17 protein-coding genes are annotated in these 17,195 nt (G+C 66.2%); 15 read left to right on the top strand and 2 right to left on the bottom strand.

The window, feature by feature from the left end:
- Positions 1 to 58: 58 nt before the first annotated feature.
- From WCE59_RS01010 to WCE59_RS01000, 3 genes are all read left to right on the top strand, one after another.
- Positions 59 to 709 (top strand): SCO family protein, encoded by a 651-nt coding sequence (locus WCE59_RS01010; protein ID WP_343256839.1) that lies wholly within the window; start codon positions 59 to 61, stop codon positions 707 to 709.
- Positions 710 to 725: 16 nt separating this feature from the next.
- Positions 726 to 1,583 carry an archaetidylserine decarboxylase gene (asd, locus tag WCE59_RS01005; RefSeq protein ID WP_343256838.1) on the top strand — a complete coding sequence of 286 codons (858 nt, stop codon included), beginning with the start codon at positions 726 to 728 and terminating at the stop codon, positions 1,581 to 1,583.
- Positions 1,584 to 1,761: 178 nt separating this feature from the next.
- The gene (locus WCE59_RS01000; protein WP_343256837.1) at positions 1,762 to 3,039 is read left to right on the top strand and encodes a hypothetical protein; all 1,278 of its coding nucleotides are present in this window, start codon (positions 1,762 to 1,764) and stop codon (positions 3,037 to 3,039) included.
- Between the two features lie 16 nt (positions 3,040 to 3,055).
- On the opposite strand, the gene WCE59_RS00995 is transcribed toward WCE59_RS01000, so the two are convergent.
- Complete coding sequence (locus WCE59_RS00995) at positions 3,056 to 4,561, bottom strand: transglycosylase SLT domain-containing protein (protein ID WP_343256836.1); 1,506 nt, start codon at positions 4,559 to 4,561, stop codon at positions 3,056 to 3,058.
- Positions 4,562 to 4,728: 167 nt separating this feature from the next.
- Between WCE59_RS00995 and WCE59_RS00990 the strand changes: the two genes are divergently transcribed.
- From WCE59_RS00990 to phoU, 10 genes are all read left to right on the top strand, one after another.
- Positions 4,729 to 6,249 (top strand): helicase HerA-like domain-containing protein, encoded by a 1,521-nt coding sequence (locus WCE59_RS00990; protein WP_343256835.1) that lies wholly within the window; start codon positions 4,729 to 4,731, stop codon positions 6,247 to 6,249.
- A gap of 8 nt (positions 6,250 to 6,257) precedes the next feature.
- Positions 6,258 to 6,764: a transcription elongation factor GreB gene (gene greB, locus WCE59_RS00985; RefSeq protein ID WP_343257094.1), complete on the top strand. Its 507-nt coding sequence runs from the start codon at positions 6,258 to 6,260 to the stop codon at positions 6,762 to 6,764.
- Positions 6,765 to 6,835: 71 nt separating this feature from the next.
- Positions 6,836 to 8,329, top strand: coding sequence for a cytochrome ubiquinol oxidase subunit I (locus WCE59_RS00980; protein ID WP_343256834.1), 1,494 nt, complete (start codon positions 6,836 to 6,838; stop codon positions 8,327 to 8,329).
- Between the two features lie 3 nt (positions 8,330 to 8,332).
- Positions 8,333 to 9,331, top strand: coding sequence for a cytochrome d ubiquinol oxidase subunit II (cydB, locus tag WCE59_RS00975; protein ID WP_343256833.1), 999 nt, complete (start codon positions 8,333 to 8,335; stop codon positions 9,329 to 9,331).
- A complete protein-coding gene (locus WCE59_RS13720) occupies positions 9,328 to 9,435 on the top strand; it encodes a DUF2474 family protein (protein ID WP_449284066.1) in 108 nt (35 codons plus the stop codon). Before cydB ends, WCE59_RS13720 begins: the two co-directional genes overlap by 4 nt.
- A gap of 182 nt (positions 9,436 to 9,617) precedes the next feature.
- Positions 9,618 to 10,688, top strand: a complete 1,071-nt coding sequence (pstS, locus tag WCE59_RS00970; protein ID WP_343256832.1) for a phosphate ABC transporter substrate-binding protein PstS — start codon at positions 9,618 to 9,620, stop codon at positions 10,686 to 10,688.
- 22 nt (positions 10,689 to 10,710) lie between these two features.
- A complete protein-coding gene (gene pstC, locus WCE59_RS00965) occupies positions 10,711 to 11,679 on the top strand; it encodes a phosphate ABC transporter permease subunit PstC (protein WP_343256831.1) in 969 nt (322 codons plus the stop codon).
- Positions 11,680 to 11,693: 14 nt separating this feature from the next.
- The gene (pstA, locus tag WCE59_RS00960; RefSeq protein WP_343257093.1) at positions 11,694 to 12,578 is read left to right on the top strand and encodes a phosphate ABC transporter permease PstA; all 885 of its coding nucleotides are present in this window, start codon (positions 11,694 to 11,696) and stop codon (positions 12,576 to 12,578) included.
- Entirely contained in the window at positions 12,571 to 13,428 is an 858-nt protein-coding gene (gene pstB / locus WCE59_RS00955) for a phosphate ABC transporter ATP-binding protein PstB (RefSeq protein WP_343256830.1), read from the top strand. The genes pstA and pstB overlap by 8 nt, the downstream gene beginning before the upstream one ends.
- A 1-nt stretch (position 13,429) precedes the next feature.
- On the top strand, positions 13,430 to 14,137 hold the full coding sequence (gene phoU, locus WCE59_RS00950) for a phosphate signaling complex protein PhoU (protein WP_343256829.1): 708 nt from the start codon (positions 13,430 to 13,432) through the stop codon (positions 14,135 to 14,137).
- A gap of 51 nt (positions 14,138 to 14,188) precedes the next feature.
- On the opposite strand, the gene WCE59_RS00945 is transcribed toward phoU, so the two are convergent.
- Positions 14,189 to 14,758, bottom strand: coding sequence for an NUDIX hydrolase (locus WCE59_RS00945; RefSeq protein ID WP_343256828.1), 570 nt, complete (start codon positions 14,756 to 14,758; stop codon positions 14,189 to 14,191).
- Positions 14,759 to 14,978: 220 nt separating this feature from the next.
- Here WCE59_RS00945 and nhaC point away from each other — a divergent pair, with 220 nt between their 5' ends.
- Both nhaC and WCE59_RS00935 read left to right on the top strand, forming a co-directional pair.
- Positions 14,979 to 16,490, top strand: coding sequence for a Na+/H+ antiporter NhaC (nhaC, locus tag WCE59_RS00940; protein WP_343256827.1), 1,512 nt, complete (start codon positions 14,979 to 14,981; stop codon positions 16,488 to 16,490).
- Positions 16,487 to 17,158, top strand: a complete 672-nt coding sequence (locus WCE59_RS00935; protein ID WP_343256826.1) for a methylthioribulose 1-phosphate dehydratase — start codon at positions 16,487 to 16,489, stop codon at positions 17,156 to 17,158. Before nhaC ends, WCE59_RS00935 begins: the two co-directional genes overlap by 4 nt.
- Positions 17,159 to 17,195 lie beyond the last annotated feature (37 nt).

Here is a 17,195-nt window from a genome sequence, read left to right as displayed (position 1 = left end):
AACCGGGAAGTATATCGGCCACGCGGGTATGATGGACGCCGCCCAAGTGGAATGAACAATGTTCAATCGCACCACGCTCATCATCCTCGTCGTCGCCCTGGCCGCTGGCCTGGGCCTGCTGACCGCCCAGAAGATCCTTTCCGGCCCCGGCACCACGGGCGGCCAGCCCGAAACCCGGGCGATCAGCCTGTTCCCACAGCCACGCGAGCTGCCTGATTTCGCCCTACAGCAATCCGACGGCACCCAGCTGCTGCCGGGTGAGCTGCACGGTCACTGGACCATCGTGTTCATCGGCTTCACCTTCTGCCCGGATGTGTGCCCCATGACCCTGACCCAGCTGGGCCAGGCGCAGCGCCAGTGGGAGGACATTCCGGACGGCGTGCGCCCGCGCGTGCTGTTTGTTTCGGTGGACCCGGAGCGCGACAGCCCCGACCGGATCGGTGATTACATCTCGGCCTTCCACCGCGACACCCTGGGGGCCACGGCGGACATTCCCGCACTTGAAGAGCTCACCCGCTCGCTGTCGCTGGTGTTCATGAAGGTGCCGGCGCCGGATGGCGTGCCGGAAGACCAGTACAGCATTGATCATTCCTCGGCGATGGCAATCCTCGACCCGCAGGCCCGCATGGCCGGTGTGCTGCAGGGCCCGCTGGATCCCGAGGCGATTGCCGCCGATCTGCGCATGCTCACCGAAGCCTCGCGCAACTGACGACCAGAGCTTCCTGATGGATCCGATTACCGCACTCACCTGGGTGCTGCCGCACCGGCTGCTGTCTTCCCTCGCCCGGCGCATGGCCTATTCGCAGAGCCCGCGCACCAGCCGCTGGCTGATCGACACCGTGACCAGGCGTTTCAACGTGGACCTGGGCGAAGCGGCCGAGTCCGATCCCCGCGCCTATTCCAGCTTCAATGCCTTCTTCACCCGGGCGCTCAAGCCCGGGGCGCGCATCGCCGATCCCGATCCAGCCAGCCTGCTGATGCCGGCGGATGGCCATATCAGCCAGTGCGGGCCGATCGGCGACGCGGATGATGCCGGGCGCATCTTCCAGGCCAAGGGCCAGTCGTTCACCGCGGCGGAGCTGCTGGGTGATGCCGACGATGCCCGGGCATTCGAGGGCGGCGCCTTCGCCACCGTGTATCTGTCTCCGCGGGACTACCACCGCGTGCACATGCCCTGGACCGGCACCCTGCGCGAGACCGTGCACGTGCCCGGCCGGCTGTTCAGCGTGGGCACCGCCGCAGTGCGCCACGTGCCGCGGCTGTTCGCCCGCAACGAGCGCCTGGTGTGCCATTTCGATACCGACTTCGGGCCGATGGCCATGGTGATGGTCGGCGCGCTGCTGGTCTCGGGCGTGGAAACCGTCTGGGCCGGTGAGGAAATCCCCGCCTACGGCAAGCAGATCACCCGCAAGGACTACCGCGGCAAGGGCATCACCCTTGAACGCTTTGCCGAGATGGCGCGCTTCAACTACGGCTCCACCGTGGTTGTGCTGCTGCCGCCGGGCGTGGCCGAACTCTCGCCCGAGCTCGGCGCTGAGACGCCGGTCCGCCTCGGGCAGCGGCTGGCCACGCACGTTGGCTGAACCGGAGCCAGGTATCTCCAGCCTGAAAAAGCGTCCTCCGTACTAGGGTCAGCCCGGGTTACTCGTCGGCTGGGCGTGTGCAAAAGTGGTCGTGTCACTCTCAGTCAGGAGGCCTCGATCAATGGTCGGTAACGTTGCCCAGCACGATATGGGGATTGGGTCCCAACAGAATGTCTGCATGCAGATCGACCAGCGGAAGGTCGAAACGGCCCTGATGTCGATCCGCGCCGATGTCCCGCTCAACCAGTCGCAGCTCGCCGAGGCGCTGCAGAATCCGAACCTCAACCAGTCCGAACGCGATGCGATCATCCAGGAACTGGCAAGCGGGGACGAATCCGGACTGATGGCGTTCTACGCCAACGACAGTGCCCGTGCGATACGCGACGACCCCACCTTGGGCGCGGACCAGCAGGTCATTGGGGAGGCGCTGCAGCAGGCCTATGAGGACGGGGTGATCGGCGCAGACGACCTGCTGCGCATTGCCGACTTCAATGGCGCCGGCAATGGCGCACAGCGCTTCCTCACGATCCTGGAAAGCGGCGGGGGCGGCAGACCCAACGGCACAGTTGAAGCATTGTCCGATGCACTCTGGGAACGCAATGGCAACGACGGCCTGGATCGTGCCGGTGCTGCTATCGGCTACACCTCCAGCCCGGAATTGCAAAGCCGCAATCTGAACACGCCTGAGTTGCGACGCGAAGCATTTGAGGCGCTGGTGGACTTCAACGAGGCCGCGCCCTACAAGGACATCCCTGCCGGCTCGTTGGCCACGCAGTGGGAGAGCGGCGCGTTGAACGCAGCCGGCACCCTGTTCGTCAACAACAGCGCTGAGCTGATCGACTTCTATACCGGCGCCAACGGCGGCACCGTACAAACCGAAACGCTGGCCCGCTTCATGGCCCAGACCGTTTTCAATCCCGATGCCTCGTCGATCGTTCTTGACCGCCAGCGCGACCTGGTACCGGCGATCGAGTCGGCCATCAGCAACCACGCCGACCGCCTGTTGGCGGGCGCTGCCGACGCCCCTGCCGATTCACGCGAACAGGAAGGCCTGATCGAACAGTTCGCACGCCTGGATGCCTCCATCTCCGGCGGGGTCGCCGTTGCAATGGACCGGTATTCGGACGAAATCCTGGCCAACGAAGCCTCGAAACAGCAGTTCTCCTCTATCGTCGGCGCGCTGGTTGGGAAAACACCTGCCAGCAAGGTTCCCGGCTCCAACCTGATCGTCAAGGAAGTAGCCGAGGCCATCTACGATGCTCTATCCACTGATCCGGAGCGACCCGAACAAGCGCTGGCAGGTGTGATCCATGACGCCCACTTCGACCAGGTCCGCGAACTCGCCGATGAGCTCGGCCAAACCGGATTGACCAGCGCGTTCAACGGCGCGTACTCGGCCGAAGCCACTCAGATCCAGCAGAACCTGAACGTCAACTTTGGCGGCCACAAGGACTGACCTTGACGCTGGAGTCCTAGCCCCCGCAGGACTCCAGCGACAGCCGCTGGCCGGCTCGCAGGTTATAGGCGGGCGCGCGCAGGTTGTTGGCATTCGCCAGCTCGCGCAGGTTGCAGTTGTAGCGCTCGGCGATGCGGCCCAGGCTTTCCCCGCGGGACACCCGGTGCTCGCGGGGCGCGGCGCTTGCTGCCGGACGGGGCGCCTGCGGCGGTGGTCCGGAGCGCACCACGGCGCTGCCGGGATCACTATTGACCAGTTCACGGGCGATATCGGCACGGTTGCTGCGGGTGCACCAGCGACCGTACAGACGGGCCACGTCGGCGGTGACATTGAGGGTGGTCCCGGCCGGGATCACGTCATCGGCGCGGTAGCGCGGGTTGAGATTACGCAGCATGCGCATGAAACCGTAGCGCGTACCGCCGTTGCCTAGGCAGATGGTGAGCTCGTAGATCGAGGTGGCCCGCTCCAGCTGCAACAGCTCCGGGCGCGCGTTAATCTTCGGAAACTCCAGCCCGTAGCGGCGCGGGTGCAGGTACAGCCACGCTGCGGCGATCACCATCGGCACGTAGTCCCGGGTCTCGGGCGGGAACTGACTGTAGACCGATTCGTCCCAGAAGCTGCGCCCGCCGTTTTCCCGATGGATACGGCGCGCGCGCCCTTCCCCGCCGTTGTAACCGGCCAGTGCCAGTTCAATACTGTTGCTGAGCTCGGCCAGGCGCTCGTTGAGATAGGCCGCGCTGGCCTCGGCCGAGGCGTAGGGGTCGTAGCGGGTGTCAAAGCCGGTGGCATCGGGGCCCAGGCCGAAGCGCTGGCCGGTGGCGGGCATGAACTGCAGCGGCCCGGCCGCGCCCGCGCGCGAGGTTGAATGCACCCGGCCGGTGGATTCCTTGGCCAGGATGCCGAACAGCAGCGCCTCAGGCAGGCCGGCGCGCTCGAAGTTCGGCCACATCACGTGGCGCATGTACTGGTAGTTCTCATGGCTGACGATCAGCGAGTGGCGCATGTCGGTGAGCCAGCGGCGGATCCCCTCCTGCACCGCTGGGTTGAACTGCACCATCTCCACAAACCGGCGACCATCGCTGAGCAGGGCCGCGGCACGGGCGGCCTCGGGCACATCCGCGACCACGCCTTCGGCGAGCATGCCGTCCGGATCCGGGTCAAACGGATCGATGTCGTCGCCCGGGTCGGCCGAAGCCACGTCCGCTTCGGCCTTGAGCAGGCGCTTGAACGTGGTGACGAACCGGGTGGGATCACAGCCGCGGAGGTCTCCGCATTCCACCATCACGTCTTCCATGTCCTCCAGCGCGGCATCGCTTTCCACCACGGCCCCCGGCTCCTGGTTGCGCGCGCGCACCAGGGCTTCGCGGTAGCGGACCTCGGCCTGCTCCATGCGCTGCTGCAGCGCCTCGGCCGCCTCGCGATCACGGCGCGACTGCGCATCGGCACCAGCGGGGAACAGCAGGGCCAGGCCGAGAACGGCAACGGCGGACAGGCGGACGGCGGACATGGCAGGCAGGGTCATGGCAAGGATGGCTCGAAGCGGACGCGCAGGTTAGCCGCCACCACCACGCGCGGGCAAACCCGGCTGGTCCAGCGCATCAATTCCGGCGGCGGCACGCGTCCGCGCCGCGGACCCGGCCGGGCCGGCATGGCCTAGAATCCCGTGCATTCAATCTGTCAGGACAGACCATGCAGCCGGACCCCATCCTCGTCGGCCGTTCCGTGACCACCCCGCAGAGCGGCAACGTGCATCTGCTGCCCCGCTACGGCAACCGCCACGGCCTGGTGGCCGGCGCGACCGGCACCGGCAAGACGGTCACCCTGATGATGCTGGCCGAATCCTTCTCGCGCGCCGGCGTGCCGGTGTTCATGGCCGACATGAAGGGGGACGTGGCCGGCCTGGCACTCCCGGGAACGATGAACGAGGGCCTGCAAAAGCGCGCCGACCTGATGGGCATCGACGGCTTCACCGTGGAAGGCAGCCCCACCATTTTCTGGGACCTGTACGGCAGGCTCGGGCACCCGGTGCGCACCACCGTGACCGAGATGGGTCCGACCCTGCTGGGCCGGATCCTGGAGCTCAACGACACCCAGTCCGGCGTGCTGGACATCGTGTTCAAGCTGGCCGATGACCGCGGACTGCTGCTGCTGGACCTGACCGACCTGCGCGCCCTGCTGGCATTGGTGATCGAGGAACGCAAGGCGGTCTCGGCCGAGTACGGCCTGGTGAACTCCCAGTCGGTGGGCGCGATCCAGCGCGCGCTGCTGCGGCTGGAGCAGGACGGCGGCGGAGAGTTCTTCGGCGAGCCGGCGCTGGAGCTTTCCGACCTGATGCGCACCACCACCAACGGCCGCGGCGTGATCGGCATCCTTGCCGCCGACCAGCTGCTGATGAAGCCGCGGCTGTACTCAAGCTTCCTGCTGTGGCTGCTCTCGGAGCTGTTCGAGACCCTGCCGGAGGTCGGCGACCTGGACAAGCCGAAGCTGGTGTTCGTGTTCGACGAGGCCCACCTGCTGTTCAAGGACGCACCGTCGGCGCTGCGCCAGCGGATCGAGCAGGTGGTGCGGCTGATCCGCTCCAAGGGCGTGGGCGTGTACTTCTGCTCGCAGTTTCCCGATGACGTGCCCGATGAGATCCTCGGCCAGCTCGGCAACCGGGTGCAGCACGCTCTGCGCGCTTTCACCCCGCGCGACCAGAAGGCGGTGCGCACCGCAGCGCAGACCTTCGTGGCCAACCCTGACCTGGACGTGGTGGACACGATCTCGCGCCTGGGCACCGGTGAGGCACTGGTCTCGACCCTGCAGGACGTCCCTGATCAGGGCAAAGGCATTCCGATGCCGGTCGAGCACACCGTGATCGCACCACCGCGTTGCCGCATGGGCGCGATCAGCGACGAGGAGCGCGCCCGGATCCGTGCCGGCAGTCCGGTGGGTAGCAAGTACGACACCCCGGTCAACCGCGAATCGGCAGCCGAGGTGCTGGCCAGGCGCGCCGAGGAGATCGCTGTCGAAGCCAAGGCGCCTCAGGCGAAAAAGGACGATGGCGGTGGGCGCGGCCTGGGCCAGGTGGCACGCGACGCGATCTTCGGCACCGGCCGACGCCAGGGCATGATCGAGACCATGGGCAAGCAGGCAGCCCGCAACGTGGGCAACCAGATCAGCCGCCGGATTGTGCGCGGGATCATGGGCGTGTTCGGTGGCAAGCGTTGAGCACAGCCGTGGGGCGCTGGCGCCCGCCGCCGGAGACAAGCACCGCCCTGATCACGCCGGAGGGTCATGCACGCCTGAAGGCCGAGCTGGATGACCTGTGGCGCGTGCAGCGCCCGGAAGTGGTCCGCGCGCTGGCCGCAGCCGCCGCCGAGGGCGACCGCTCCGAGAACGCCGAATACATCTACCGCAAGAAGCAGCTGGGCGGGATCGACCGCCGCGTGCGCTACCTCAGCAAGCGGCTGCAGGCGCTGCGAGTGGTGGACACCGTACCGTCGGACCCGCAAGCGGTGTTCTTCGGCGCCACCGTGGAGCTCGAGGACCAGGACAGCGGCGACACCGTCCGCTACCGCATCGTCGGGCCGGATGAGACCGACGCGCCCAAGGGCTGGATCAGCATCGACTCCCCGCTGGCCCGGGCGATGCTCAAGAAGCGTTTGGACGATGAATTCCAGGCGGAATTGCCGGCCGGAGCGGTCTCGTTCGTCATCGTTGACGTGCAATACGAGCAGGATTGAACCAGCCCTCAGGAAAATGATCCCGGCGTGAACGCGACGCTGACATCGGCGGTGCTAGCGTCGCCTGCACCATGTTTGAAAACTTCGACGCCGTGTTCCTGGCGCGACTCCAGTTCGCGTTCACGATCAGCTTCCACTTCATCTTTCCGGCCTTCACCATTGGGCTGGCAAGCTTTCTCGCCGTGCTCGAGTGGCGCTGGCTGCGGACGAAGGAACAGGTGTACCTGGACCTGTTCCGCTTCTGGGTAAAGATCTTCGCGGTCGCGTTCGCGATGGGCGTGGTATCCGGCATCGTGATGACCTACCAGTTCGGCACCAACTGGGCGGTGTTCTCCGATCGCGCCGGGCCGATCATCGGCCCGCTGATGGCCTACGAGGTCATGACCGCATTCTTCCTGGAGGCCGGGTTCCTCGGGGTGATGTTGTTCGGCATGAAGCGGGTCGGCCCACGCCTGCACTTCATGGCCACCCTGCTGGTGGCGTTCGGCACCTTCCTGTCGGCGTTCTGGATTCTCAGTGCCAACAGCTGGATGCAGACGCCGACGGGCTTCCAGATCAATGATGTCGGCCAGTTCGTACCGGCCGGCAGCTGGGTGGAGATCATCTTCAACCCGAGCTTTCCCTACCGCCTGGCCCACACCCTCAGCGCCACCTACCTGACCACCGCGCTGGCCGTTGGCGGCGTGGGCGCCTGGCACCTGCTCAGGCACCGGCGCGGGCGGGGCGTGCCGGCAGCTTCGGATCCGGCGGCGGGAGGCGAGGAAGCGGCTGAGGCTTCACGGGCAACCTCGCTGGCGAGTTCGCGCAAGATGTTCTCCATGGCCATGTGGATGATCGCCATCGTGGCTCCGGTGCAGCTGGTGATCGGCGACCTACACGGGCTGAACACGTTGGAACACCAACCGGCCAAGGTGATGGCCATGGAAGGCCATTACGAAAGCTATCCAGATGGGGCGCCGCTGATCCTGTTCGGCATCCCGGACTCGGAGACGGGCCGGGTCAACTACGCGCTGGAAATCCCCAAGCTGTCCTCACTGATCCTCAAGCACGACCTCAACGCCCCGCTCGACGGGCTGGAGACGATCCCGGAAGACGAGCGGCCGCCGGTGGGGGTGGTGTTCTGGTCGTTCCGGGTGATGGTGGGACTGGGCATGGCGATGATCGCGCTGGGGGCCTGGAGCCTGTACGCACGCTGGCGGCGGCGCCTGTTCGAGTGGCCGGCCCTGCATCGCGCGGCGGTGGGCATGGGCCTGTCCGGTTTCGTGGCGGTGATCGCGGGCTGGATCACCACCGAGGTCGGGCGGCAGCCGTACACCGTGTACGGATTGATGACGACCCGGGAAAGCGCCTCGGCGCTGGACGCCTCCGCGGTCGGCACTTCGCTGGTCGCCTTTATCATCGTGTACTTCATCGTCTTCGGCCTTGGCACGCTGTACATCCTGCGGCTGATGGCCAAGGGCGTGCAGCCCTCCGAGCGGCCCATGGACGAGGACGAGGCGCCGATCCGCAGCGCCGGCATCACCCCGGGCCCGGCCATGCAGATGGCCGACAAGGGAGAGGATTGAACGATGGATCTTGATCTCACCATGGCCTGGGCAGCGATCATCCTGTTTGCGGTGTTCGCCTATGTGGTCATGGACGGCTTCGATCTGGGCATCGGCATCCTGTTCCGCGCCCTGCAGCCCGGTGAGGATCGCGACCAGGCGATGAACACGGTCGCCCCGGTGTGGGACGGCAACGAGACCTGGCTGGTGCTTGGCGGCGGCGGGCTGATGGCAGCCTTCCCGCTGGCATTCGCGGTGATCATGACCGCGGTCTATCCGCCGATCATCGCAATGCTGCTCGCGCTGGTGTTCCGCGGTGTCGCGTTTGAAGCACGCTGGCGCGACCCGGCGCATCGGGCGTGGTGGGATGCGGCCTTCCACGGCGGCTCCACCGTGGCTGCGTTGGCCCAGGGCATCATCCTCGGCGCGCTGCTGCAGGGCATCACTGTGGACGGTCGCGAATATGCCGGTGGGTGGTGGGACTGGTTGACCCCCTTCAGCCTGCTCACCGGGGTCAGCGTGGTGGCCGGCTACGCCCTGCTCGGCGCGGGCTGGCTCATCCTCAAGACCAGCGGACCGGTGCAGGCCAGGGCAAAAAAGCTGGCGCCGTGGCTGCTGGGCGCCATGCTGCTGGGGATCTTTGCAGTCAGCCTGGCCACCATCGGCCTGGACTTCGACTACCACCATCGTTGGACGGCCTACCCGACGGTGCTCTGGACCGCGCAGGTGCCGCTGCTGACCGCGATCATCGCCTATGCATTCTGGCGATCCCTGCGCCGCGGCCGCGAGCTTGCACCCTTCCTGCTGGGCCTGTCGCTGTTCGCGCTGACGTTCCTGGGCCTGTGCATCAGCATGTTTCCCTACGTCGTTCCGCAGACGCTGACCGTTTACGACGCCACCTCGCCCGACTCGAGCCTTGGCTTCATGCTGATCGGGGCAGTGATATTGGTCCCGGTGATCCTTGCCTACACCGGCTGGTCCTACTGGGTGTTCCGGGGCAAGGTTGGTGAGGGATACCATTGAGCAGCCCTCTGTGGAAACGCCTGCTCTGGCTGCTGATTCTCTGGCTGGCTGGATTGGCAACGGTCGGAACGGTTGCCTGGCTGCTGCGGCTGTGGATCGGATGAGTCCATACCCATTCAAGCCCATGCCGGTCCAAGCTCATGTCCGTTCAGCTACGAGCACATAGCGACGCCAAAAAAGGCCTTTGATGACTGCATTTCGCCGGCATGTCATCAAGCTGTAACAAAAACATCATTTCATGGCGTCATCCGCCGGCACCGCCGGCACTCCCTTCCATGGAGCACGCATGAAACTGCAGCCCGCCCGACTCGCCATCCTTTCCCTGTCCCTGCCGCTGGTGTTTGGACTGGCCGCGTGCCAGCCGTCCGGCGATGACGGCCAGCCTGGCGCCGGCTCATCCAGTGAGATCTCCGGCGCGGGCGCATCGTTCGTGTTTCCGCTGATGTCGCGCTGGTCGGCCGACTACAACGCCGCCACCGGGCACCGGATGAATTACCAGTCGATCGGATCGGGTGGCGGCATCGCCCAGATCAAGGCGGCCACGGTGGATTTCGGCTCGTCCGACGCGCCGCTGTCCAGCGAAGAGCTGGCCGAGGCCGGCCTGGGCCAGTTCCCCTCGACCATCGGCGGCGTCGTTCCGGTGTTCAACCTGGAAGGCATCGCACCGGGCGAGCTGCGCCTGACCGGCAGCGTGCTGGCCGATATCTTTCTGGGCGATGTCAGCAACTGGAACGATCCGGCCATCGCCGGGCTCAACCCGGACATCGATCTGCCGGAAGTGGAAATCAACATCGTGCACCGCTCCGATGGATCGGGCACCACGTTCAACTTCAGCAACTACCTGTCCAAGGTCAGCGGCAACTGGAAGGGCCGGATCGGCGAAGGCACCCAGCTGCAGTGGCCGGCCGGCGTTGGCGGCAAGGGCAACGAAGGCGTGGCCTCGTACGTGAAGCAGATCCGCGGTTCGATCGGCTACGTTGAACTGGCCTACGCGCTGCAGAACGACATGCCCTACGCGTCGCTGCAGAACGCCGCCGGCAACTGGGTGGGGCCGAGCGAGGAAACCTTCTCCGCTGCCGCCGCCACCGCCGACTGGGCGGGCGCTTCCGACTTCCACCTGGTGATCACCGACGCCCCGGGCGAGAACGCCTGGCCGATCACCGCCACCAACTTCATCCTGATGCCCAAACAGCCGGCCGACCAGGCGCGTTCGCATGCCACCCTGAGCTTCTTCAACTGGGCCCTCAAGGAAGGCACCGACCAGGCGAGTGCCCTGCATTACGTGCCGCTGCCCGCAGACCTGGTGACCCAGGTCGAGGCCTACTGGGCCAGCGAATTCGGCTTCACCGCCGAATAATCCGGAACCGGTCGGCTTCCCGATGAACACCACTGCCATTGAAGCGGGCCCGAAGGCCCGCAACGACCTGCGCGACACCCGCAACGACCGCCTGTTCCGGCTGGTCCTGGGCGGTACCGTGGTGCTGGTGATGCTGGCCCTGGCCGCGGCTGCCCTGTCCATGCTGTGGGGCGGCCGCGATGCATTGCTCTCCCAGGGCTGGCGGTTCTTCTTCACCGCCGACTGGAATCCGGTCGAAAACCGCTACGGCGCGCTCGCGCCGATCTACGGCACCATCGTCACCGCGGTGATCGCAATGATCATCGCGGTGCCGATCAGCTTCGGCATTGCGTTTTTCCTGACCGAAGTGGCGCCGCGCTGGATCCGCGGCCCCGTCGCCAGCGCGATCGAACTGCTGGCTGCCATTCCTTCGATCATCTACGGCATGTGGGGCCTGTTCGTGCTGGTACCGGTGATGACGGAATACGTCACCCCCTGGCTCAACCAGTACCTGGGCGCCGTGCCCGGTTTCGGCATGCTGTTCCGAGGCCCGCCGCTGGGGATCGGCACGCTGACCGCAGGCTTCGTGCTGGCAATCATGGTGATCCCGTTCATCACCTCGGTGATGCGCGAGGTGTTTTTGACCGTCCCTACCCGGCTCAAGGAATCGGCCTACGCCCTCGGCTCCACCAAGTGGGAAGTGAGCTGGGACATCGTGCTGCCCTACACGCGCTCCGCCGTGATCGGCGGCATCTTCCTGGGACTTGGCCGTGCGCTGGGTGAAACCATGGCGGTGGCGTTCGTCGTGGGCAACAGCGTACGCCTGTCGCCCTCCCTGCTGGAGCCCGGCACCACGATTGCCGCGCTGATCGCCAACGATTTCGGCGAGGCCACTGAAACCTACCGATCGGCGCTGCTGCTGCTCGGCTTCGTGCTGTTCCTGGTGACCTTCGTGGTGCTGGCGATCGCCCGGCTGATGCTGATGCGCCTGTCGCGCAAGGAAGGCAACTGATGTCGACCTCGCCTATGACGAATGCCGGCCCCAGTACCGCTGTCGCCGACCGCCTGTACCGCAGGCGTCGGGTGGGCAACATCGCCGCGATCGTCATCTCCTGCCTGGCGGCCGCGTTCGGCCTGTTTTTCCTGGGCTGGATCCTGTGGACGCTGGTCAGCAAGGCCGCCGGCGGCATCAACCTGGACCTGTTCACCCAGATGACCCCGCCGCCGATGCAGGAAGGCGGCGGTCTGCTCAACGCCTTCTTCGGCAGCGCGGTGATGTGTGCGCTGGCCATCGGCATCGGCACGCCGCTGGGCGTGGCCGCCGGCACGTGGCTCGCCGAATACGGCGTCGCGCGCAAGACCGGCACGGTGGTGCGGTTCGTCAATGACATCCTGCTCTCGGCACCGTCGATCGTGCTCGGTCTGTTCGTCTACACCCTGATCGTGATGCAGACCGGCGGCCGGTTCTCGGCGCTGGCCGGTGCCATCGCGCTGGCCTTCATCGTGCTGCCGGTGGTGGTGCGCACGACGGACGAAATGCTGCGCCTGGTGCCGGTGCAGATGCGCGAGGCGGCCCTGTCGCTGGGCGTGCCGCAGTGGAAGGTGATCGTGCAGGTGCTCTATCGCAGCGCCTCGGCGGGCATCATCACCGGCATCCTGCTCGCGCTTGCCCGAATCTCCGGCGAGACCGCGCCGCTGCTGTTCACCGCCTTCGGCAACCAGTACTGGAACTCCGACATCATGCGGCCGATGGCCAGCGTGCCGGTGGTGATGTACCAGTACGCCGGCAGCCCCTATGAATCCTGGCAGCAGCTGGCCTGGGCGGGCGCGCTGGTACTGACCACCTTTGTGCTGCTGATCAGCATTGGCGCGCGCGCCCTACTGCTGCGCAAGAGGATCTCCCATGACTGACCTTGCAACGGAACCGGCCATGACCGATACCCCGACCACCAGTGCCACAAAGCGGATTTCGCTGGCCACCAGCCACCGCGAAACCCAGCCGCAGGCACCGGTGAAGATTTCCACCCGTGGCCTGGACTTCCATTACGACAAATTCCACGCGCTGAAGGGAATCAACCTGGATATCCCGGAAAAGCGGGTGACGGCGCTGATCGGCCCCTCCGGTTGCGGCAAGTCCACCCTGCTGCGCGTCTACAACCGCATCTATTCGCTGTACCCCAAGCAGGAGGCCAGCGGTGAAGTGCTGCTGGACGGGGAAAACGTGTTGTCACCCAAGTACCCGCTCAACCGCCTGCGCAGCAAGGTGGGCATGGTGTTCCAGAAGCCGGTGCCGTTCCCGATGACCATCTACGAGAACATCGCCTATGCCATCCGCCACCACGAGAAGCTCTCGAAGAAGAAGATGGAAGAGCGCGTGGAGCATGCCCTGGGCCAGGCCGCGCTGTGGGACGAGGTGAAGGACAAGCTGGGCCAGAGCGCGCTCGGCCTGTCCGGCGGCCAGCAGCAGCGGCTGTGCATCGCCCGTGCGGTGGCCCTGCGACCCGATGTGCTGCTGCTGGACGAGCCCACCTCTGCCCTGGACCCGATCTCGACCAGCCGCATCGAGCAGCTCATTGCCGAGCTCAAGCACGAGTACACCATCGTGATCGTGACCCACAACATGCAGCAGGCGGCGCGCGTCTCGGACTTCACCGCTTTCATGTACCTGGGTGACCTGATCGAGCACGGCGAGACCAACACCATCTTCTCCAACCCCTCGAAGCAGCAGACCGAGGACTACATCACCGGGAGATTCGGCTGACATGCCCAACCATCAGCACGACCACATCGTCCACAGCTACGACGAAGAGCGCGACCGCCTGACCAGCGAGATCCTGCGCATGGGCAACATGGCGGCGGCCCAGCTGGAGGCCGCCCTGGACGTGGTGGAACGTCGCGACGATTCCGCCGCCCGCCGCGTGATCGACAACGACGACGCGATCGACGCGCTGGAAAAGGAAATCAGCGAGGACGTAATGAAACTCGCGCTGCGCGGTCCGATGGCCCGTGATCTGCGCGAGATCCTGGCCGCGCTGAAGGTCTCATCCGATATCGAACGTATCGGCGATTACGCCGCCAACGTGGCCAAGCGCTCACTGGCCCTGAACCAGTCCCCGGCCCTGCCGATCACCCGCGGGCTCAAGGGCCTGTCGCGGATTGCCGCGCGCCAGCTGCGTGAAGTGCTGGTGGCCTACCAGGCGGGTGACGCCGAAGCGGCGCAGCAGATCCGTGAGAACGACGCCGAGCTGGACCAGATGTACACCGGCCTGTTCCGCGAGCTGCTGACCTATATGATGGAAGACGCGCGCTCGATCACGCCCTGCACCCACCTGCTGTTCATGGCCAAGAACATCGAGCGGATTGGCGATCACGTGACCAACATCGCCGAGAACATCTGGTTCCTGGTGCACGGTGACGACACCCTGCCGCCGCGCGAAAAGCGCGACGAGACCAATACCGCGACCACCTGATCCGGATCACCGGATCAGTCGCGGATCGCGCGTCGGCCGCGTAGGGCCGACCTACAGTCGCGCAAGCCACTTGCGCGCCATCCGGCGCAACGATGCGTCCATGGCCGGATCGGCGGCAACCGCATCGATCCCGCGCCAAGCCAGGGCGTGCGACTCCTCGCTGACCACGAATGCCTCGTCCGCACCCGCCTGCACCACGTAGCGCACGTCGTAATGCCAATGTGCCGGCACGCCCTTGTGCTCCGGGATCCAGTGCCGGTCAAGGTCGAAGATCCCCGACCAGATCCCCGCGCCCAGTGCGAGAGCGCGCAGCCCGGACTCTTCCTCTGCTTCACGCAGTGCCACCCGCGCCAGGTTGCGATCGCCGTCCGCGTGCCCACCCGGCTGCACCCAGATGCCCAGCTTGCGGTGATGGGTCAACAGGGTGCGGCTGCCATCAGCACTGACCAGCCACGACGACGCGGTGAAGTGGCCTTCCAGCCGCTCGCGTACATAGGGGTTGTCCGGATCCGCGGCCAGCGCGATGAACTGGTCCACGCACTCGGCCTCTTCCGGCCACTGCCGGCGATAGCCGCTGAGCGCAGCGATGAAGTCGCTGCCGGGGGTGTCCAGTTCAGTCATGTTGCATTGCGCCATCAGGAGCCGGGGGGCGCGCCCATTATCGGTCATCCCGCGGCCCAGCCGGCCACCGTGGCTTCCGGCGCTTGTGAACATCAGCCTGCTTTGGCAAGGTACGGCGGCCGTGGCGCTGACATCCTGCGCGTCACGGCCTGGCCGGAACCGCTCGGGCAGCAACCGGCCCCGGGGCCGAGCAGGCATGAAGTCGAACGGAAGTGAAGCGATGACGACCGAATCCTCCCGCCAGCAGCTGCGCGAGCCCAGCCTGCTCCAGGCCCTCACCCCGCTGCTGTTCCTGGTCGCCACGTTGATCTGCGCGGTGTATCTGTACGCCGATGACGCCTCGTTCGGCGCCAGCCAGGTCGGACTGATGCTGTCCAGTGGGGTGGCCGCCCTGGTGGGACTGCGCAATCGTATGCCGTGGCACACGATCCAGAACAGCCTGGTCCACGGCGTGGCCCTGGCCGTGGTGCCCATCTTCATCCTGCTGTCGGTGGGCGCGCTGATCGGCACCTGGATCCTCAGCGGCACGGTACCGATGCTGATCGTCTATGGCATGCAGCTGATGCACCCGGCCTATTTCTATCCGGCCGCCTGCGTGGTGTGCGCCATTGTGGCGCTGTCGATCGGCAGCTCCTGGACCGTGGCCGGTACGCTCGGCGTAGCCCTGATCGGGGTCGCCCAGGGCATGGACATGTCGTTGCCAATCACCGCCGGGGCAATTATTTCCGGCGCCTACTTCGGCGACAAGATGTCGCCGATCTCCGACACCACCATCATCGCCCCGGCGGCTGCCGGAGCCGAGCTGTTTGCCCACATCCGCCACCTGACCTGGACCACTTTCCCCAGCATGGCGATCGCGTTGATGCTGTTTACGATAGTGGGCCTGAGCGAAGCCGGTGGCTCGGGCGATACCGGGTTCGGCAATCTGCCCCAGGTACTGGGCGAGCACTACAACCTGGGCTGGTATCTGCTTATTCCGATGGTGGTGCTGTTCGCGCTGGCCATGCTCCGTTTCCCCGCTTACCCCGCGATCCTGCTCAGCGCGATCCTGGGCGGCGTGTTCGCGGTGGTGTTCCAGCCCGAGCTGGTTCTGGCCCTGGTGGACCGCTCCGATATTCCGCGTCCAATGGCGCTGCTGTCCGGCGTGTGGCAGGCGCTGTTTGAAGGATACGAGGCCAACACCGGCAATGCGGACGTGGACGCGCTGCTCAGCCGCGGCGGCATGATCAGCATGCTCAACACGGTATGGCTGATCATGTGCGCGCTCGGCTTCGGCGCGGTGATGGAAAAGACCGGCCTGCTCGAGCGCATGATCCGCAGCGTGCTGACCCGGGTGAAGTCGGCCGGCTCGCTGATTGCCGCCACCATCGTCACCGCCTTCGGCACCAACGTGGTGGCCGCCGACCAGTACATGTCCCTGGTCCTGCCGGGCCGCCTGTACCAGCCTGAATTCCGCCGCCGGGGGCTGGAACCGGTGAACCTGTCACGCGCGCTGGAAGACGGCGCCACCATCACCTCTCCGCTGGTGCCCTGGAACACCTGCGGCGCCTACATGGCGGCCACGCTCGGCGTGGCGACCATGGATTACCTGCCGTATGCGTTCTTCAACCTGGTCGGCCCGGTAGTGGCGCTGGTGATGGCATATGCGGGCTTCAAGGTGCTGTACATCCCGCCTGAAGGCAGCCGCACCGCCGAACAGCAGCCCGACGCGGAAGCGGCTGGCACGTCATGACCACCCTGCCCTTCGACCCGCAGCAGCTGCACGAACTGTGCACGGAACTTGCCGCCGCCGTGCGCGCACTGGCGACCCGCGGCTGGACGCCGGCCACCAGCAGCAACTTCTCCCGCCGGATCGATGACGGCCACGCGGCCATCACCATCTCCGGTCGCGACAAGGGCAAGCTGGGCGAATCGGACCTGATGGTGATCGACCTGGACGGGCGCGCCGTAGGCAGCGACCACCGGCCCTCCGCGGAGACCCTGCTGCACACCCAGCTGTACCGGCGCCTGCCGGAAGTCGGCTGCGTGCTGCACACCCATTCGCTCAACCAGACGGTGGCCTCAAGGCTGTTTTCCGCTGCCGGCGGCGTCAGGCTGGCGGGCTATGAGCTGCTCAAGGCCTTTGCCGGCAACAGCACCCACGAAGCCGCGATCACCGTGCCGGTGCTGCCCAACAGCCAGCACATGCCCACCCTCGCCGCCCAGGTGGAAGCACTGTTGGACCAGGGGCCGATGTGGGGCTATCTCATCGACGGCCACGGGCTGTACGCCTGGGGTCGCGATGTGGCCGAAGCCAGTCGCCACCTGGAAGCGTTCGAATTCCTGCTCGGCTGCGAGCTGGAACTGTATCGGCTGACTGGCGGCCACACGGTGTTCCATCCGGACGCACCCGCAGGCTGATAGTCTGGAGATCCCTGCCGATCTCCCAAGAAAAACG

Source organism: Luteimonas qiangzhengi (genome assembly GCF_039548515.1).
GTDB lineage: Bacteria > Pseudomonadota > Gammaproteobacteria > Xanthomonadales > Xanthomonadaceae > Luteimonas.
This window is presented reverse-complemented; position numbering and strand designations above follow the sequence as displayed.